Source organism: Pseudoselenomonas ruminantium, assembly GCF_900142515.1.
Classification (GTDB): Bacteria; Bacillota; Negativicutes; order Selenomonadales; family Selenomonadaceae; genus Selenomonas_A; species Selenomonas_A ruminantium_D.
This window is the reverse complement of record NZ_FRBC01000014.1, coordinates 62,614-82,018: the sequence shown is the minus strand read 5'-3', so window position 1 is coordinate 82,018 and position 19,405 is coordinate 62,614. Positions and strand designations below refer to the sequence as shown.

16 protein-coding genes and 1 pseudogene are annotated in these 19,405 nt (G+C 52.7%); 7 read left to right on the top strand and 10 right to left on the bottom strand.

Going from position 1 to position 19,405, the window contains the following annotated elements:
* Nucleotides 1-204: 204 nt before the first annotated feature.
* Genes trpA through trpD form a run of 4 tightly spaced genes read right to left on the bottom strand, consistent with a single transcriptional unit; the run spans nucleotide 205 to nucleotide 3,992 of the window.
* Entirely contained in the window at nucleotides 205-978 is a 774-nt protein-coding gene (trpA, locus tag BUB68_RS08425; protein WP_073090078.1) for a tryptophan synthase subunit alpha, read from the bottom strand.
* Complete coding sequence (gene trpB / locus BUB68_RS08420) at nucleotides 971-2,161, bottom strand: tryptophan synthase subunit beta (protein WP_073090076.1); 1,191 nt, start codon at nucleotides 2,159-2,161, stop codon at nucleotides 971-973. The genes trpA and trpB overlap by 8 nt, the downstream gene beginning before the upstream one ends.
* Nucleotides 2,158-2,964, bottom strand: a complete 807-nt coding sequence (gene trpC, locus BUB68_RS08415; RefSeq protein ID WP_073090073.1) for an indole-3-glycerol phosphate synthase TrpC — start codon at nucleotides 2,962-2,964, stop codon at nucleotides 2,158-2,160. The genes trpB and trpC overlap by 4 nt, the downstream gene beginning before the upstream one ends.
* Complete coding sequence (gene trpD, locus BUB68_RS08410) at nucleotides 2,961-3,992, bottom strand: anthranilate phosphoribosyltransferase (RefSeq protein ID WP_073090071.1); 1,032 nt, start codon at nucleotides 3,990-3,992, stop codon at nucleotides 2,961-2,963. The genes trpC and trpD overlap by 4 nt, the downstream gene beginning before the upstream one ends.
* Before the next feature lie 563 nt (nucleotides 3,993-4,555).
* On the opposite strand from trpD, the gene serC reads away from it, so the two are divergent.
* Nucleotides 4,556-5,647: a 3-phosphoserine/phosphohydroxythreonine transaminase gene (gene serC, locus BUB68_RS08405; RefSeq protein WP_073090068.1), complete on the top strand. Its 1,092-nt coding sequence runs from the start codon at nucleotides 4,556-4,558 to the stop codon at nucleotides 5,645-5,647.
* 67 nt (nucleotides 5,648-5,714) lie between these two features.
* Here serC and BUB68_RS08400 read toward each other — a convergent pair whose 3' ends face one another.
* On the bottom strand, nucleotides 5,715-6,284 hold the full coding sequence (locus tag BUB68_RS08400; protein WP_178139495.1) for a tRNA 5-(aminomethyl)-2-thiouridylate-methyltransferase MnmM: 570 nt from the start codon (nucleotides 6,282-6,284) through the stop codon (nucleotides 5,715-5,717).
* A gap of 97 nt (nucleotides 6,285-6,381) precedes the next feature.
* On the opposite strand from BUB68_RS08400, the pseudogene BUB68_RS15810 reads away from it, so the two are divergent.
* Nucleotides 6,382-6,438: pseudogene (locus BUB68_RS15810) on the top strand (ESPR-type extended signal peptide-containing protein); the annotation flags it as partial.
* Here the strand turns inward: BUB68_RS15810 and BUB68_RS15250 are convergent.
* Together BUB68_RS15250 and uvrA are read right to left on the bottom strand one after the other, a co-directional pair.
* The gene (locus tag BUB68_RS15250; protein WP_178139493.1) at nucleotides 6,426-6,611 is read right to left on the bottom strand and encodes a hypothetical protein; all 186 of its coding nucleotides are present in this window, start codon (nucleotides 6,609-6,611) and stop codon (nucleotides 6,426-6,428) included. The pseudogene BUB68_RS15810 and the gene BUB68_RS15250 sit on opposite strands and share 13 nt — an antisense overlap.
* A 56-nt stretch (nucleotides 6,612-6,667) precedes the next feature.
* Nucleotides 6,668-9,496, bottom strand: coding sequence for an excinuclease ABC subunit UvrA (gene uvrA / locus BUB68_RS08390; protein ID WP_073090062.1), 2,829 nt, complete (start codon nucleotides 9,494-9,496; stop codon nucleotides 6,668-6,670).
* A gap of 209 nt (nucleotides 9,497-9,705) precedes the next feature.
* Between uvrA and BUB68_RS08385 the strand changes: the two genes are divergently transcribed.
* From BUB68_RS08385 to BUB68_RS08365, 5 genes are read left to right on the top strand one after another with little or no spacing between them, the layout of a single operon-like run.
* Nucleotides 9,706-11,349, top strand: a complete 1,644-nt coding sequence (locus BUB68_RS08385; RefSeq protein WP_073090059.1) for a class I adenylate-forming enzyme family protein — start codon at nucleotides 9,706-9,708, stop codon at nucleotides 11,347-11,349.
* Between the two features lie 5 nt (nucleotides 11,350-11,354).
* Complete coding sequence (gene iorA, locus BUB68_RS08380) at nucleotides 11,355-13,091, top strand: indolepyruvate ferredoxin oxidoreductase subunit alpha (RefSeq protein WP_073090056.1); 1,737 nt, start codon at nucleotides 11,355-11,357, stop codon at nucleotides 13,089-13,091.
* 10 nt (nucleotides 13,092-13,101) lie between these two features.
* Nucleotides 13,102-13,680: an indolepyruvate oxidoreductase subunit beta gene (locus BUB68_RS08375; RefSeq protein ID WP_073090053.1), complete on the top strand. Its 579-nt coding sequence runs from the start codon at nucleotides 13,102-13,104 to the stop codon at nucleotides 13,678-13,680.
* Nucleotides 13,681-13,701: 21 nt separating this feature from the next.
* Entirely contained in the window at nucleotides 13,702-15,003 is a 1,302-nt protein-coding gene (locus BUB68_RS08370) for a phenylacetate--CoA ligase family protein (protein ID WP_073090051.1), read from the top strand.
* A 12-nt stretch (nucleotides 15,004-15,015) separates the two neighbouring features.
* A complete protein-coding gene (locus tag BUB68_RS08365) occupies nucleotides 15,016-15,441 on the top strand; it encodes an ACT domain-containing protein (RefSeq protein WP_073090048.1) in 426 nt (141 codons plus the stop codon).
* A gap of 176 nt (nucleotides 15,442-15,617) precedes the next feature.
* On the opposite strand, the gene BUB68_RS15245 is transcribed toward BUB68_RS08365, so the two are convergent.
* The 3 genes from BUB68_RS15245 to BUB68_RS08355 all read right to left on the bottom strand — a co-directional run bounded on the left by BUB68_RS15245 (nucleotide 15,618) and on the right by BUB68_RS08355 (nucleotide 19,297).
* Nucleotides 15,618-15,794, bottom strand: coding sequence for a hypothetical protein (locus BUB68_RS15245; RefSeq protein WP_176756755.1), 177 nt, complete (start codon nucleotides 15,792-15,794; stop codon nucleotides 15,618-15,620).
* Between the two features lie 302 nt (nucleotides 15,795-16,096).
* Complete coding sequence (uvrB, locus tag BUB68_RS08360) at nucleotides 16,097-18,145, bottom strand: excinuclease ABC subunit UvrB (protein ID WP_073090045.1); 2,049 nt, start codon at nucleotides 18,143-18,145, stop codon at nucleotides 16,097-16,099.
* A gap of 60 nt (nucleotides 18,146-18,205) precedes the next feature.
* Nucleotides 18,206-19,297, bottom strand: a complete 1,092-nt coding sequence (locus BUB68_RS08355) for an HD-GYP domain-containing protein (protein ID WP_073090088.1) — start codon at nucleotides 19,295-19,297, stop codon at nucleotides 18,206-18,208.
* Between the last annotated feature and the right edge of the window lie 108 nt (nucleotides 19,298-19,405).

The window sequence follows — 19,405 nt, the reverse complement described above, 5'->3', positions numbered from 1 at the left end:
GCTGGAAGCTTCGTTGATTGGAGCGCCGTTGGCCTGCCCGGCGCAGGTAACTGGAAGATGCGTACTTCTGCTGGCGGGTCATTTAGTGGAGCGGCGAAAAAGTATTCCCACCGCCGCCCCACTACTTTGTAAGCAAATACGTCTCTGCTCGCACTAACAAACTGCAATAGGAAAAAGCCCGTTTCATCAACGAGCTTTTTCTGATTACAGTAAATTTCTCGGGTGCATGGAACGCACGTAGGCGCCCACGTATTCCGGTGCTTCCTGGCCGTATTTTTCCAACAGTTTGACAATGGCCGAACCGACAATCACGCCATCGGCAATCCGGGCCATCTTTCTGGACTGGTCAGGATTGGCAATGCCGAAGCCGATGGCACAGGGCACATCGGTAACCTTGCGGATGGCCTCGACCATTTCCGCCAGATTCGTAGTGATTTCCTGACGCACCCCGGTAACCCCCAGACTGCTGACCACATAGATGAAACCTGTGGCTTCCTTGGCTATCATGGCAATGCGTTCATGGGAAGTCGGCGCAATCATGGAAATCAGGTCCACACCGTATTTTTCGCTGAGGCTGGCAAATTCTTCCTTTTCCTCATAGGGCAAATCCGGCAAAATCAGGCCGTCAATGCCCACCTGCTGGCACTTGGCAAAGAAATCCTCGCCACCATAGGAGAACACCACATTGGCATAGGTCATGAACACCAGCGGGATTTTCACATCCTGCCGCAGTTCCTCCACCATCCTGAATATCTTATTGGTATTGACGCCATTCTTCAGCGCCCCCAGACTGGAGCGCTGGATTACGGGGCCTTCTGCCGTGGGGTCGGAGAAGGGAATCCCCAGTTCAATCAAATCGGCCCCATTATCTGCCGCGGCCTTGATGGCCGCCTTGCTGGTTTCCATATCGGGAAAACCGCAGGTGAAAAAAGGAATGAAAGCTTTGCTGTTCTTGAATGCGTTTGCGATATTACTCATGGATATCCTCCCCCCGATAGCGGGCAATGGCGGCGCAGTCCTTGTCGCCCCGGCCAGATATAGTGATGACGATGATCTTATCCTTGTCCATCTTCGGTGCCAGCTTTATGGCATAGGCAACGGCATGAGAGGACTCGATGGCAGGAATGATGCCCTCGGTGCGAGACAGGTATTCGAAAGCCTCCACAGCTTCATCATCCGTGACGGCCACATACTCTGCCCGGCCGATATCATGGAGATAAGCATGTTCCGGGCCTACACCGGGATAATCAAGCCCAGCAGAAATGGAATACACCGGCGCAATCTGGCCGTTCTCATCCTGACAGAAGTAGGACTTCATGCCATGGAAGATACCGAGGCGCCCCGTGTTGATGGTGGCTGCTGTCTCAAAGGTATCGATACCCCGGCCAGCCGCCTCACAGCCAATCAGTTTCACTTCTTTGTCTTCAATAAAATGATAGAAACTGCCGATGGCATTGGAGCCGCCGCCTACACAGGCCAACACTGCATCCGGCAGGCGGCCTTCCTTTTCGAGCATCTGGCTCTTGATTTCCTGCGAAATGACCGCCTGAAAATCCCGGACAATCGTCGGGAACGGATGCGGCCCCATAACAGAACCCAGACAATAATGGGTATCGCTGATACGCGTCGTCCATTCCCGCATGGCTTCTGATACTGCATCTTTCAACGTAGCTGTGCCGGACGTAACGGGTACCACTTTGGCGCCGAGCAGCCGCATGCGATAGACATTGAGTGCCTGACGTTCCGTATCTTCCTTGCCCATGAAGACCACGCATTCCATGCCCATCAGCGCCGCCGCCGTGGCCGTAGCCACACCATGCTGGCCTGCGCCGGTTTCGGCAATCAGGCGCGTCTTGCCCATTTTCTTGGCTAACAGCGCCTGACCTAATACGTTGTTGATCTTATGCGCACCAGTATGATTGAGGTCTTCACGCTTGAGATATATTTTGGCACCGCCTAAATCCTTGCTCATTTTTTCCGCATAATACAAGCGGGAAGGACGGCCGGCATAGTCATTCAACAGTTCCGTGAGCTCTTTCTGGAACTCCGGGTCATTCTTATAGTGATTGTAAGCTTCTTCCAATTCAATGATGGCATTCATCAGCGTTTCGGGAATATACTGTCCCCCGTGAATGCCAAAGCGCCCCTGTGGATTCGTCATCGCAAAGTCTCCCTTCGTCTATCAGCGGCGGCATAGAAATCCGCCAGCATTGCCTTCTTATCTTCACTGCGCATCAGCGCTTCACCCACCAGTATGGCGTCTGCGCCCATCGCTTTGGCCCGCTGCACATCAGCAGCCGACTTCACGCCGCTTTCCGATACGAACAGCACCGTGGATGGCACCATGCTCCGCAGCCGCCCGCTGCTTTCGATATCCACGGAAAAATCCTTGAGATTACGGTTATTCACACCGATAATCTCCGCTCCGGCTTCCAGCGCACTTTCGATTTCCCGTTCATCATGGGCCTCCACCAGCGCCGACAGCCCCACGTCCGCAGCCACGGCCATATACTCCTTGATACGTTCCGTTTCCAGCAGAGAACAGATCAACAGCACGGCCGAAGCCCCCAGCACCTTGGCCTCATAAATCATGTATTCATCAATGGTGAAATCTTTGCGCAGGCAGGGCGTCTGTACCGCCGCCGCAATCTCCTGCAAATAGACATCACTGCCCAGGAACTCACTGGGTTCCGTCAGCACCGAAATAGCATCAGCGCCAGCTGCTTCATATTCTTTCGCAATCTGCAAATAAGGAAAGTCAGGAGCAATGAGCCCCTTCGATGGCGAAGCCTTCTTGCATTCGCAGATAAAGGACAAACCTTCATCAGCCAGCGCCTGCCGGAAAGGAAACATGCCTTTAGGCAGGGCTTCGGCCTCCTGCCGCAGCTGCACCAGGGATTTCTGCCGCTTGGCCGCCGCCACCCGTTCAGCAGCGTGAGCGGCTAATCGTTCCAATACATTCATGCCACAGCCTCCGCCTCATTGCTGACCTTGATGAGTTTCTCCAATGTCTCCATCGCCTTGCCAGAATCAATCAGCTCAGCTGCCAGCTTGATGCCTTCTGCCAATGTCTCAGCCTTTTCATTGATATAAAGTGCCGCACCAGCATTCAGCAGTACCGCATTGCGCTTGTGTCCTTTCTCGCCCTGCAGGATGTTGCGGGTAATGGCCGCATTCTCTGCGGGGTCCCCGCCTTTGAGGTCATCCTTCGTGCAACGTTCCATGCTGAAGTCCTCAGGCTTGATGGTGTAAGCCTTGACCCAGCCATCTCGAATTTCGCAGATCGCCGTGGGCGCCGACAGGGAAATCTCATCTAATTTATCCTTGCCATAGACCACCATGCCCCGCTTTACGCCCAGATTGCTGAGCACATGGGCCAGCGGCGCCACGAGATACTCATCATAAACGCCTAACAGCTGGCGCGTGGGACTACCAGGATTGGTCAGCGGCCCTAAGATGTTGAACACCGTGCGCACACCGAGTTCCCTGCGGATTGCTCCGACATATTTCATGGAGCTATGATACTTCTGCGCAAAGAAAAAGCACATGCCTACCTCATTTAAAAGCTTCTTGCACAGTTCCGGACTTTGTTCGATATTGACCCCCAGGGCTTCAAGGCAATCTGCCGTACCGCACTTGGAAGACGCCGCCCGATTGCCGTGCTTGGCCACCTTGACGCCCCCTGCTGCCGCCACGATGCTGGCGGTGGTGGAGATATTGAAGCTTTGGCTGTGGTCGCCACCGGTACCTACGATATCGCAGATATCGAGTCCCGTATCCACCTTCGTGGCATGGTCGCGCATGGCCGCCGCACAGCCCGCGATTTCCTCAGTAGTTTCCGCGCGGGCGCTCTTGGTGGAAAGCGCCGCCAGGAAAGCTGCATTCTGGGTGGGGCTGGTCTGCCCGCTCATGATTTCATTCATCACCCCATAAGCTTCATCATAGGTCAAATCCTCTTTGCCCACAATCTTTACAATAGCCTCTTCAATCATCTGCCTGCTCCTTTCTCAGCTCCGTTCTGTCAGAGTCAGGACAATAGAAAACGTCCTTGACAGAACTATCCATTCTATCAAGGACGAAAAGTGCTTCTCACTATCCGCGGTGCCACCTTGGATTCACGGAAAAACCGTGCGCTTTGCAGGATACCAACATATCCCCGGAAACTTACGCGTTCCTCACGTTGCAGAATACTCTGATCTGGCAAGCCAAACCATTTGACTGCACCCTCCGCGGTCCATTTGACAGTTCGTTTCTTGCCTGACTTCCAGCCACGCAGGCTCTCTGTAAAGACGTAGCCGCCGTTATCTCCGCTTCATCGGTTTCGTTTTTGTTATTGTTTAATTTGGAAATTGGTGTTAGCTTATCACTTATCACCAGTTATGTCAAGATATTTTTTGTAAATCTGTAAAATTTATCCTTTTTACAATTCCATCTGTTTCCTGTATAGAAACAATATTTGTTTTTGCCCTTGCTTTTATAAAAAATTAGGGGTAAAATAAAGAAAAATATTTACTACATGTAACATTGTAAGCTTATTACTTTTAGGAGGTACTCCATGGAAGCAAATCGCGTGTATAACTTTAATCCCGGCCCGGCTACCCTGCCGTTATCCGTACTCAAAGAAGCTCAGGCAGAATTCCTGAACTTTGGTGAAAGCGGCATGTCCATCCTGGAAATCAGCCATCGGGCTAAACCTTATGCTGCTGTCCATGCTCAGGCTAAAGCCGATATCAAGGAACTGATGGGTCTCGGTGATGATTATGAAGTCCTGTTCTGTCAGGGCGGTGCCAGCCAGCAGTTTGCCATGATTCCCTTGAACTTTGCCAGCAAGGAACATCCCGGCAGCTATGTGCTTTCCGGCAGCTTTGCCTCCAAAGCCTACAAAGAGGCTGAACTCTTAGGCGTGGGCGAGATTGCCGCTTCCAGCAAAGACCGTGATTTCAAGCATATTCCCATTCAGGAAGAGCTCAAGATCAACCCGGATGCCGCTTATGTGCATCTTTGCTACAACAACACCATCTATGGTACAGAATATCATTATATCCCCGAAACGAACGGCGTGCCTCTCTTTGCAGACATGTCTTCCGATATGCTTTCCCGCCCGCTCGATTTCGGCAAATTTGACTTCATCTATGCCGGCGTGCAGAAAAATCTCGGTCCGGCTGGTGTCGTGCTGGTCGTAGCCAAAAAGGAACTTCTGGCCAAGAGTCCCAAGACGCTGCCAACGATGTTCCGCTACAGCACCTTCCTCGAAAAGGATTCCCTTTATAACACGCCACCTGCCTTCTGCATCTACATGGTGGGCAAGGTTGCCGCCTGGATCAAAGCTCAGGGCGGTCTGGAAGAAATGGCCAAACGCAACGAAAAGAAGGCTGCTGTGGTCTACAACGCGATTGACAGCTCGGATGGCTTCTATCGCGGCCACGCCGACAAGGACAGCCGTTCCTTCATGAACGTTACGTTCCGTCTGCCCAGCGAAGAACTCGAAGCAAAATTCGTGAAAGAAGCTCTGGAACAGGGCCTTAGCGGCGTCAAAGGTCACCGCAGCGTTGGTGGCATGCGCGCATCCATCTACAACGCTATGCCCTATGAAGGCGCAGAGAAACTGGCTCAGTTCATGGACAAGTTCCGCAAGGAAAACGCCTGATCCCCCGCATACAGATGCCCCCGGCATGCAGCAAAAGTGTTGCATGCCGGGGGCTTTTTCATGACCCTTAACGGACTTTCTCCACGATATAGGCATAGGGTGCTGTCCGCGCATGGTTCAGCAAGCGGTAACAGCCCACCGTATAATCTTTCCTGGGCAAAGATGCCAAAAATCCTTCTAATACAACCGCTTCCTGCCCGCCAGCCTCATGTCCCGGATAGGCCACAATCACACAGGCTCCGTTAAGGCTTAATTTCCCCAAAACCTGCTGCACCGCCAGCAAGGTGCTCTCCTGTTTGGTCGTCACGGCATGCTCCTGCCCCGGCAGATAACCCAGATTGAAGATGGCCAGGTCGATATCCTCCTCCACCACATCCGCCAGCTCCGCATGACTGCGCAGGACATATTCGATGCGGCCAGCATAAGCCGACGTCCGCTCCCGAGTATTGTTGAGAGCCGCTTCCTGAATATCAAAGGCATAGATTTTCGACCTGTCAGCGGTGTTTTCCGCCAAAAACAAAGTATCATAACCATTTCCCGCCGTGGCATCCACCACCACTTCAGCCTTAGCCAAAGCCGGCAGGATAGCCGCCTTAATTAAATTCAGCACATTGCTGACTGTCTGCACATCAATCACTTTCCTTTCCCTTCCATTATAACAGAACACCAGCACAAGAAAAACTTTCTTGTGCTGGTGTTCTGGTGCAATTGCCAATGGAAGGGAGCAAAATATCATGAATAAGATTTACACCGTGATTTGGGATCAGGCAAGGAATTGCTATGTGGTCACCAGCGAGCTGGCACGAAAATACCATAGGCATGGCTGCGTACTGGCCGCCCTGCTGACCAGTGCCTGTGTACTTTGGGGCAGCCAGCCCGCAGCCTTTGGAGAATCTGCAGCTGCCCTTGGCGGAACGACCAACACAACTGCCACAAATTCTGCCGCCATCGGCAATGGAGCCAATGCCCCGGCCCCGTGTCAAGTGCTGCGAAACCAGATAGTGCGTTTTATTACTTCACTTACTCATTCTTCTCTTCCAATAAAGGTTTCAGGAATTTTCCAGTGTAAGATGCTGGAACTTTTACGATATCCTCGGGCCTGCCCATCGCCACAATGGTGCCGCCCTTGTCGCCACCTTCCGGCCCCAAATCGATGATATGGTCAGCCGTCTTGATGACATCGAGATTATGCTCAATGACGACGACGGTATCGCCCCCGTCCACAAGCCGTTGCAGGATTCCCAGCAGCTTATGGATATCGGCGGAATGCAGCCCTGTAGTGGGCTCGTCCAGAATGTAGAGCGTCTTGCCCGTACTGCGGCGGGAAAGTTCCGTGGCCAGTTTCACGCGCTGGGCTTCGCCGCCGGACAAAGTGGTAGCCGGCTGGCCCAGCTTGATATAGCCTAACCCCACATCCTGAATGATTTGCAGCTTGCGGGCAATGCGGGGGACATTGGCAAAGAACACCACCGCTTCATCAATGGTCATATCGAGCACATCGGCAATGGTCTTGCCCTTGTAGCGAACTTCCAGCGTTTCCCGATTATACCGCGCCCCTTTGCAGACTTCGCAGGGCACATAGACATCCGGCAGGAAATGCATCTCGATTTTCAGGATGCCATCCCCCTTACAGGCTTCACAGCGTCCCCCCTTGACATTGAAACTGAACCGCCCCGGTTTATACCCCCTGACCTTGGCTTCGCTGGTCTGGCTGAACAAATCACGGATAGCATCAAAGACGCCCGTATACGTCGCAGGATTGGAACGCGGCGTACGGCCGATGGGCTGCTGGTCGATATCGATAATCTTGTCGATATGCTCCAGCCCCTTGATTTTCTTGTGTTTCCCTGGTTTGCCCTTGGCATGGTAGAGCCGGGAGGCAATGCCCTTGTAAAGAATCTCATTGACCAGCGTACTCTTGCCTGAACCGGATACGCCCGTTACCAAAGTCAACGTTCCTAAGGGGAATTTCACATTGATATCCTTGAGATTGTTCTCTGCCGCGCCCACAACTTCCACGAAATTCCCATTTCCCGGACGACGACGGGCAGGTACAGGGATAAACTTTCTGCGGGAAAGGTACTGTCCTGTCACCGACTCCGGCACCTGCATGATTTCCTGAGCTGTGCCCTGAGCCACTACCTGACCGCCGTGTTCCCCGGCCCCGGGGCCGATGTCAATGATGTGGTCGGCCGCATACATGGTGTCTTCGTCATGTTCCACCACCAGCAGCGTATTGCCTAAATCCCGCAGATTCTTCAAAGTTTCCAGCAGGCGATTATTGTCCCGCTGATGCAGACCGATGCTGGGTTCGTCCAGAACGTAGAGCACCCCCTGCAACCCCGAACCGATCTGCGTAGCCAAACGGATGCGCTGAGCTTCGCCGCCGGATAAAGTACCCGCTGCCCGCGACAAGGTCAGATAATCCAAGCCGACATTCAGCAGGAAGTTCAGGCGGGCATGGATTTCCTTCAGAATCTGTTTGGCAATCTTAGCCTCTCTGGGTGTCAGTTCCAGATTTTGGAAAAAATTCTCAGCCTCGCGGATATTCATATCGGTAACTTCATGGATATTCCTGCCGCCCACTAATACAGACAAAGTTTCAGGTTTAAGTCTTGCCCCATGACAAGCGGAACAGGGAATCTCCGTCATATAGTTTTCATAAGACTCCCGCATCTCATCTGAATCCGTTTCCTGATAACGCCGAGAAAGCAGTGGCATCACACCCTCAAATTCCACATTGTATTCCTTGTTCTCACCGAACATATTGACATAGTGGAAACGGAACTTCTCATCCTTCGAACCATGAAGCAGGACCTTCTGCACCTTCTTATCCAAATCTTTCCAAGGCGTATCCATATCACAGCCATAATCACGCAGGACTGCCGCCATCGCACACATAGCATAGGAATGCAGATTCTTCGACAGCGGCGCAAATACACCACCTGCCACCGACAACCTGGGATCGGGAATCACCAGTTCCTCGTCAAATTCCATATGGCTGCCCAGCCCCATGCAGACCGGACACGCACCAAAGGGACTGTTGAAGGAGAACATGCGCGGTGTGATTTCCGGCAGACTGATGCCACAGTCCACACAGGCAAAATTTTCGCTGAACATCAAAATTTCGCCATCCACAATCTGCACATAGACGACGCCTTCCCCAAGTTTCAAAGCCGTTTCAAGCGAATCAGCCAGCCGCTGATCCATGCCATCCCGTACTACGAGACGGTCAATGACCACTTCGATGGTATGTTTCTTGTTTTTCTCCAACTTGATATCGTCATTGATATCAAAGATTTCCCCGTCAATGCGCACCCGCACATAGCCTTCATGGCGGATATGGTCAAGGATCTTGCGGTGCTCGCCCTTCTTTCCGCGCACGACCTGCGCCATGATCAAAAGCTTCGTGCGCTCCGGCAGCTCCTTGATCTGATCCACCATCTGATCCACGGTCTGCTGGGTGATGGGCTTGCCACACTTGGGACAGTGCGGCCGTCCAGCTCTAGCAAAGAGCAGACGCAGATAGTCATAGATTTCCGTGACCGTGCCCACCGTAGAACGTGGATTGTGGCTCGTGGTCTTTTGGTCAATGGAGATGGCCGGCGACAGGCCATCTATATTGTCCACATCCGGCTTGTCCATCTGCCCCAAAAACTGCCGGGCATAGGAGGACAGGGACTCCACATAGCGCCGCTGGCCTTCGGCATAGACCGTATCAAAGGCCAGTGAGGACTTGCCCGAACCGGATAATCCCGTTACCACGACAAGTTTGTCACGGGGAATATCCACATTGATATTCTTTAAGTTATGGGCACGTGCGCCCTTGATTCTGATGTATTGTTCCATAACCTTACCTCTTTCTGTACAGGCTCTCAACAATTTATCTCCATTTTAACATTTAATTTTTTCATCTGCAATCGTACAAGTCACAGACAAATTTCCATGCCGCTGCATGACAATTAAAGACATTTAAGGCAGGAATAAACCACAACTATAGCGAATTTACTAAAAATATACATTTATTTGCATAATTACGAAAGGAGACTGTTAACGATATGCCTGTTATGGAATACCTGGAGCGCAATGCCGCCCTCTACGGAGACGAAGTTGCGCTGGTGGAGCTCAATCCCACCGAACCGGATACCCGCCGCATGAGCTGGAAGGAATACAGCCTCATCGAGTCTGATACTTTTGCCCCCTACCGGCGGGAAATCACCTGGAGCGTCTTCGAAGAAAAGGCCAACCGCTGTGCCAATCTGCTCTTGCAGCGTGGTGTGGGCAAGGGTGATAAAGTGGCCATCCTCATGTACAACTGCCTGGAATGGCTGCCCATTTACTTTGGCATCCTGAAGACCGGCGCCATTGCCGTGCCGTTCAACTTCCGCTACGATGCCAAAGAAATCCTCTACTGCGCGGAACTCGCCGAAGTCAGCGTCATCATCTTCGGGCCAAAATTCATCGGCCGTATCGAGACCAATGCCGAACGCCTATCAAAAGGGCGGCTGCTGATTTATGTAGGGGATAACTGTCCGAGCTTTGCCGAGAGCTATCATCTGATGGCGACGGATTGTCCGAGCACCAAACCAAATGTTCCGCCCATCACCGATGATGATTTTGGTGCCATCTATTTTTCCTCAGGCACGACGGGATTTCCCAAGGCTATCCTGCACAAACACCGCAGTCTCACGCAGGCCGCGCAGATGGAGCAGAAACATCATGCCACCACCCACGAGGATGTGTTCCTCTGCATCCCCCCCCTCTATCATACAGGCGCAAAATTCCATTGGATGGGCAGTCTCGTAGTGGGCAGCAAGGCCATCCTCCTGAAGGGCACCAAACCCGATATCATCCTGCAGACCATTTCGCAGGAGCGCTGCACCATTGTCTGGCTGCTGGTGCCCTGGGTGCAGGATATCCTCGGCGCTCTGGACGAGGGACAGCTCAAGCTTGCAGATTACGAGCTAAGCCAATGGCGGCTCATGCATATCGGTGCCCAACCGGTGCCCCCCAGCCTGATCCGCCATTGGAAGAAATACTTCCCCCTCCACGCCTACGATACCAATTACGGCCTGTCCGAATCCACGGGGCCGGGCTGCGTGCACCTGGGCATGGAGAACATCCATAAAGTCGGTGCCATCGGTGTGCCCGGTTACCGTTGGGAATGCAGGATTGTCGATCCAGAGGGCAATCCCGTCCCCCGAGGTGAAGTCGGAGAACTCTGCGTCAAGGGCCCCGGCGTCATGACCTGCTACTACAATAACGAACAGGCCACCGCCGAAGTCCTGCGGGACGGCTGGCTCTTTACCGGCGATATGGCGCGACAGGACGAGGACGGCTTCTATTTTCTCGTGGACCGGAAAAAGGACGTCATCGTCAGCGGCGGCGAAAATATCTATCCCGTCCAGATTGAAGATTTCCTGCACAAATTCAACAAGATAAAAGATGTGGCCGTTATCGGCATGCCCGACAAACGACTGGGGGAAATCTGCACCGCCATCATCGAACTGAAAGCAGATATCGACTGCACGGCAGCAGAAGTTGATGAATTCTGCCTGGAACTGCCCCGCTATAAGCGGCCAAAGAAAATCATCTTCGCCACCGTGCCGCGCAATGCCACCGGTAAGATTGAAAAGCCAAAACTGCGCAAGCTATACGGTGCCGACCATCTGGTAGCCAAACAAGTGGAGAGCGAGGAATAAAGCGTATGAAAACATTGCTGTTAGGAAACAAAGCCATTGCCCGGGGGCTTTACGAAGCTGGTGTCTGCTTCGTGTCCAGCTATCCGGGAACCCCGAGCACGGAAATCACAGAAGAAGCCGTAAAATACGACGAAATCTACTGTGAATGGGCTCCTAATGAAAAAGTGGCCATGGAGTCAGCCTTCGGCGCATCACTTTCGGGCAAGCGCTCCTTCTGCGCCCAAAAGCATGTGGGCCTGAATGTAGCCGCCGACCCCCTCTTCACTATGTCCTATACCGGTGTCAACGCGGGGATGGTCATCGTGGTGGCCGACGACGCAGGCATGCACTCTTCCCAGAACGAACAGGACAGCCGCCATTATGCCATTGCGGCCAAAGTGCCCATGCTGGAACCTGCCGACTCAGCAGAGGCATTGGCTTTCACCAAACAAGCCTACGAACTCTCCGAACAATTCGACACCCCCGTGCTCATCAAAATGTGCACCCGGGTGGCTCATTCCCAATCGGTAGCAGAGACCGGTGAACGTCAGGAATACGATAAACCTTACGAGAAAAATATCGCCAAATACGTCATGATGCCGGGCAATGCCAAAAAGCGCCATCCCATCGTAGAGGCGCGTACAAAGGCCCTCAAAGATTTTGCGGAGACAACGGAACTCAACCGCATCGAGATGGGCGGCACAGAGCTGGGCATCATCACATCTTCCACCTCCTACCAGTATGTCAAGGAAGTCTTTGGCGACAGCGTCAGCGTCCTAAAGCTCGGCATGATCAATCCCCTGCCTGAGCAGAAAATCCGCGACTTTGCCGGGAGCGTACAGAAACTCGTGGTAGTTGAGGAACTGGACGATATCATCGAGCAATATGTGCGTTCCTTAGGGCTTGCTGTTTCCGGACGGGATATCCTGCCCGGCATTGACGAATTCGCCCAGAATATCGTAGCCAAAGCCTTTGGCCGGGAAACTACAGCAGGCGAAAAATTGGCGGATGCAATCCCGCCCAGACCGCCTGTGATGTGTGCCGGCTGCCCGCATCGCGGCCTTTTCTACACCCTGCAGAAGAAAAAATGCACGGTGCTCGGCGATATCGGCTGTTATACCCTCGGCGCCGTTCCGCCGCTCAGTGCCATGGACATGACACTCTGCATGGGCGCTTCCATCAGTGCAGCGCATGGCTTCAACAAGATGCGTGGTGCGGAAAGCAGCGGCAGGACCGTAGCGGTCATCGGGGACTCCACCTTCATCCATTCCGGCATGACCGGATTGGCCAATGTAGCTTATAACCAGTCTCCCACCACCGTCATCATTCTGGACAATTCCATCACCGGCATGACCGGTCATCAGCAGAATCCTGCCACTGGCTTCAATATCAAAGGCGAACCAGCTGGCCGTATCGATCTGGAAGCCCTGTGCCGGGCCATGGGCTTTGCGCGCGTCCGGGTGATTGATCCCTACGACCTCAAAGCCACGGAAACGGCCATCACCGAAGAACTGGCCACGCCGGCTGCTTCGGTCATCATCTCCCGCCGCCCCTGCGCCCTGCTCAAAAAGGTCAAGCACAAAGCGCCGCTTGCCGTTGACCGGGAAAAATGTATTGGCTGCAAGGCCTGCATGCGCATCGGCTGTCCGGCCATCTCCATCAAAGAAGGCAAGGCTCATGTGGATGGTACCCTCTGCGTGGGCTGCGGGGTCTGTGAACAGCTCTGCCCCAAACAGGCATTTGCCAGCACGGCGCAAGATTAAGGAGGCGACTATGGAAACGAAAAATATCATCATCATCGGTGTCGGCGGTCAGGGATCACTACTGGCCAGCAAGATTTTAGGCGATTTATTGCTGCGCCAGGGCTATGATGTCAAAGTATCGGAAGTACACGGCATGTCCCAGCGCGGCGGCAGCGTCATCACCTATGTGCGCTTCGGCAGCCATGTCTATTCCCCTGTGGTGGACGAAGGCGAAGCCGACTTCATCGTCTCCTTTGAGCTCCTGGAAACAGCCCGCTGGCTCAAATGCCTGAAACCTGGCGGCCAGATTGTCACCAATACCCAGCAGATCGATCCCATGCCCGTAATTACTGGTGCAGCCACCTATCCTGCGGATTTGGTAGCAAAAATCAAGGCCAAAAACATCAGGATTGATGCCATGGACTGCCTGACATTGGCGAAAGAAGCCGGTTCTCTCAAAGCCGTGAATATCGTGCTTTTGGGCAGGCTCTCCCACTATTTTGACATCAGCGAGGACATATGGCAGGAGGTTCTCACTGCCAATGTACCGCCCAAATTCCTCGCACTCAATCAGAAAGCCTTCACCTTGGGCAGGAACTATCAAGCGTAACGACAGAAAAGAGGTCATATTTTGGAACATTATTTTCAAGCCGAAATCGAATGTGCCCCAGCAGAAAAAATCCGCACCCTGCAGGAAGAAAAATTGAAGAAACAGGTGCGCCATGCCTGGGAACATGTGCCCTATTATCGCCAGAAAATGGAAGAACAGGGCGTAAAGCCTGAGGATATCCAGACATTAGCCGATATCCGCAAGTTGCCCTTTATTTCCAAACATGATTTGCGGGAAACCTATCCCTATGGCCTGCTGGCCGTTCCACTCAAGGATTGTGTGCGCATCCATTCCACCTCAGGTACTACAGGCAAACGAGTAGTAGCCTATTACACGCAGGCCGATATTGACATGTGGAATGACTGCACGGCCCGTGCCCTCGCCGCGGCAGGCGGTACGGACGAGGATGTCTGCCATATCGCCTACGGCTATGGCCTGTTCACGGGCGGGGCCGGCATTGACGGCGGCTCCCATAAACTTGGCTGCCTTACCGTCCCTGCCAGCTCCGGCAATACGGAACGGCAAATCATGTTTATCATGGACCTGAAGGCTACGATACTCTGCTGCACACCGAGCTATGCCGCTTACTTAGCCGAGTCCATGAGGGAAATGGGCTATGGCCCCGAGGATATCCCCCTGAAAATCGGCATCTTCGGCGCGGAAGCCTGGTCCGAGGAAATGCGGCGGGATATCGAACAGACCTTGGGCATCAAAGCCTATGATATCTACGGGCTCACGGAACTTTCCGGACCTGGCGTGGCCTTTGCCTGCTCAGCACAGGATGGCATGCATATCAACGAGGATCATTTCCTCGCCGAAATCATCGATCCCGATACCGGTGAAGTCCTGCCTGACGGCAGTCAGGGAGAGCTTGTCCTGACGGCTTTGGACAAACAGGCCTTCCCCATCCTGCGCTACCGCACCCGGGATATCTGCGTGCTGAATCGGGAAAAATGCAGCTGTGGCCGCACCCATGTCCGCATGAGCAAGCCTTTGGGCCGCAGTGATGATATGCTCATCATCCGCGGTGTCAATGTCTTCCCGAGCCAGATTGAAACGGTACTGCTGAACCACGGCTATGCCGCCAATTATCAGATTATCGTCGACCGGGTGAACAACACCGACACCCTGACGGTCAAAGTCGAAATGACTCCCCAGATGTTCACCGATAATGTAGGTGAAATCGATGACCGCCGCAAAGAACTGGCCGAAGGTATCAAGAACATCCTGGGCATCCGGGCCAAGGTGAAGCTGGTAGCACCTAAGAGCATCGAACGCAGCAACGGCAAAGCCATCCGCATCATCGACAAACGCAAGATTTGAGGAGGTGTCATCATGAGCGTAAAACAGATTTCCGTATTTCTGGAGAACCGCCCCGGCACGCTGAAAAGCCTGACCGCCGTGCTGGCCGAAAACAACATCAACATCCGCGCCCTGTCGCTGGCCGATACCAACGATTTCGGTATCGTACGCATGCTCGTGGATGATGTATTCGATGCCACCAATGTATTAAAAGATGCCGGCTTCATCGCCAGCCTCACCCCCGTATTGGTCTTCGCCGTCTCCGACAAGACCGGCGGCCTCGACAACCTGCTGGCAAAATTTGAAGCAGCACAGATCAACATCGAATACATGTACGCCTTCGCCGGGAAGAAAGACGCCTATATGATTTTCCGCGTCAGCGATACAAAAAATGCCGAAGCCGCCCTGCGCAAGGCCGGCTGCAAAGCGCTGACGGCAGAAGAAATGACCGCAGTTTAAATAAATGTCTCCATAACATGTTAAAAGTCCGCTGACCATCAGCGGACTTTTTCAATGAAACAATTGCAGTTTGTTAGTACGTGTTTAAAATAAATTGTTACAACGCAGCGGGGCGGCGGTGGGGATACTTTTTCGCTGCCTTCACTAAATGACCCGCCAGCAATAGTGCTCACTGTTTAGTTACCTGCGCCGGGCAGGCCGACGGCGCGTATGTTCAGCTCAATTTCCAGCAACGCCTGTTTGCGGGCCAGCCCTGCGGGCAGTCGTTCCGGCGTCAAAAAAGTATCCCCACCACCGCCCAAAGTTATGCCTGTGCAATATTGGCAGGCTTCGGCTGTAAGCTGCAAGTACATTGATGTGCTTGTTACGGGAGAGACGGTTCGTGCCAATTGCCTAATCCGTGCCTGGGGGCGAACGGGGGAGTGCTTTTGCTGTTGGAGCGACAGTCTGAGCGAAGCGAAGACCGGCCCGTTGCCAAAAGTCACTGGGAGCACGCTGAAAGCCGCGCCGTTGGCCTGCCCGGCGCATTCAACCTAAGAAATGCTGACTTTGTCGAGCGGGTCGTTTAGCGCAAACAGAAAAAGTACTCCCCCGTTCACCCCTGACAACGCATGACCGGGATACCTTTACCACGAACAAACCGATAAACTGCAATTTATCTTTCCTTTTTCCCCGGTTTAGGCAATGTCCCATCAAGTTCCAATATCATATCCCGCAGTTCTGCCGCCCGCTCGAATTCCATGGCGCGGGAGGCCTGCTGCATTTCCCTGAGCAAGGTCTTGACCAGATTTTCCTTATCCTTCTTGGACAGCTTCTTTTTCTTCTTGCCATCCCCCGCAGTATAAGTGGCAGCAGTTTCAGCTACCAATGTGGTTTCAATCAACGGCTTGATGGGTTTGATGATGGTCTGGGGCACAATATGATGCTCCTTGTTATACGCCTGCTGGATTTCCCGGCGGCGCTCGGTTTCATCCATGGCCCGCTTCATGGAATCGGTAATCCGGTCCGCATACATGATTACCCGTCCATTGGCATTGCGGGCGGCACGGCCGATGATCTGGATCAGGGACGTGTCCGAACGCAGGAAACCTTCCTTGTCTGCGTCCAGGATGGCAATCAGGGAAACTTCTGGCATATCGAGACCCTCGCGCAAAAGGTTGATACCGACCAATACATCGAATTCCCCAGCGCGCAGATCGTGAATGATTTCCGCCCGCTCGATGGTGGCGATATCTGAATGGAGATAACGGACCTTGACTCCGGCTTCCTTGAGGAAATCCGTCAGGTTTTCCGCCATCTTCTTGGTCAGTGTCGTAACCAGCACGCGCTCATTGCGCTCGATGCGCAGGCGAATCTCACTGAGCAGATCATCAATCTGCCCTTCCAGGGGCCGTACTTCGATTTCCGGATCGACGAGGCCCGTGGGGCGGATTACCTGCTGGGCAACCTGCTGGGCCTGTTCCTGTTCATACTTGCCCGGTGTCGCGGATACATAGATGATCTGATTGATGCGGGCGGCAAACTCTTCAAAAGTCAGGGGGCGATTGTCAAAGGCGGATGGCAGGCGGAAGCCGTTTTCCACCAGCGATATCTTGCGGCTCCTGTCCCCGGCGTACATGGCGTGTACCTGCGGCAGTGTCACATGGGATTCATCCACCACGATCAGGAAATCCTCGGGGAAATAATCCAGCAATGTATAGGGAGCATCCCCGGCCTTGCGATGAGTCAAATGGCGGGAATAATTCTCAATACCCGAACAATAGCCCATTTCCTGCATCATTTCCAGATCGTAATTCGTGCGCTGCTCAATGCGCTGGGCTTCCAGCAATTTGCCATTTTCCCGGAACATCCGCAGCTGTACATCCAACTCATCCCGGATATCCTTCATGGCAATCTTCATATCCTCGTCTTCCGTGACATAATGAGATGCCGGGAACACCATCAAATGCGTGCGTTCCCCATAGACCTCTCCCGTCACCACATCAAACTCCACCATGCGGTCAATCTCGTCCCCGAACAGTTCAATGCGTACGGCACGATTGTTATAACCTGCGGGGAACACTTCGATAACATCCCCCCGTACCCGGAACCGGCCGCGTTCGAAAGCGATATCATTGCGCTCATAACGGATCTGCACCAGTTTATGCAGGATATCCTCCCGCGGAACCTCCTGCCCCTTATGCAACGACAATACCATCTCATGATAGCTTTCCGGTGAACCCAGGCCATAGATACAGGACACGGACGCCACAATAATCACATCCCGCCGCTCAAACAACGAGCAGGTAGCCGAATGACGCAATTCATCGATCTCATCGTTGATGGAAGAATCTTTCTCGATATACGTGTCAGTCGAAGCAATATAGGCTTCCGGCTGATAGTAATCATAATAGCTGACAAAATAGCCTACATAATTCTCGGGGAAGAACGCCTTGAACTCACTGGCCAGCTGCGCCGCCAAGGTCTTGTTATGGGCGATGACCAATGTCGGCTTCTGCACCTTCTCAATGACCTTGGCTATGGTATAAGTCTTGCCCGTACCAGTGGCCCCCAGCAGCACCTGTGCCTGCTGGCCATTTTCAATGCCTGCTGCCAGATCTTCAATGGCTTTGGGCTGATCCCCCATGGGCTCAAAAGGCGCTACGACCTTAAAGGGTATTTCTTTATCAAACTGCATCGTATTCAACTTTGGCACCATGGCCATGGTCATTCCTCCTTACAAGCAATAAAAGAGCTACGAAAAATTCATAGCTCCCCTATCATCTTAGCTATTGTTATCCCTTACTTCATTGGCAGTCAGTATACACGTCACCTTGATATCCCGATTCTTGCCCAGATCGATGAACTCACCGCCTAGCGTCTGCACCACAGGCAACGAGCGGATACGGCTCTCATCCAGATATACGATGCGCGCCTTTTCCCCATTGCTCAATCCTACCCAGTTGCCATTCAATGAATGGCAGAGATGCTTGATGAACTGCACCCCGTACTCCGTATCCAGCTTGCCATCGAGGATATCATCATAAAGGGTGGCAAACACATCAAAGGGCGAGCGGCGCTTGGCAAAGACGCGGTCACTGGCCATGGCATCATATATATCCAGGATAGCCAGGATCTTGCCGAAGCTGGAGATATTCTCTGCAGTCAGCTGCCGAGGATAGCCAGAACCATCGCAGCGTTCATGATGCTGCAAGACGCCATTCATGATATCCTGATTGGCATTCAGCGTGGTCATGCTGATCATATCATGGCCGAACTGCGCATGTTTCTTCACCAGTTCAAACTCCTCATCCGTAAGCTTTCCCTTTTTATCCAGTACTTCTGAGGGAATCCGCAACTTACCGATATCCAAGAACAAGCCAGCTATGACCAGATTATACTGATCCAATATAGACAAGCCCAGCCACTTAGCCATCAATCCGGCAAAGATCCCTACATGCAGGCAATGATGTATCAGATAGGGTTCTTTATATTCCATATTATGGATCTGGGACACAGCCTTTGCCCCATCACTCAGCATGGTAAAGGTCCTTTCATCCATCAGCGCCTGTAAGTCAGCAGCATCAAACTGCCCCTGCTCGACCAATGTATTGAATATCTTTTCCAGTTTGGCATAAGCATCGTTATAACAGCTGATGTATTCATCATCCAGTAAATGCTCCTGCCCAGGAAGTTCTTCAACAGGCTCTGTCTCTTCAATATATACGGAAAAAATCGGTCTATCCAACAGCCCGTAAATCATTTCCTTGGTCAATGCCGTTCCTGCAGAAATCAGTGCCTTGCCCTGCTCATCCATAATATCACGGCCTACTATCAGACCTGACCGCAGGCTCTCTACCGCATATACCTTCAGCACAGCCTTCAACCTCCCTGTCCACAAAAAATATCGCTTGAAACACCACTCATATTATACAATATAAAATAAATTTCGTATACAATTTATTGTGCTACTTGAATTTCAGCA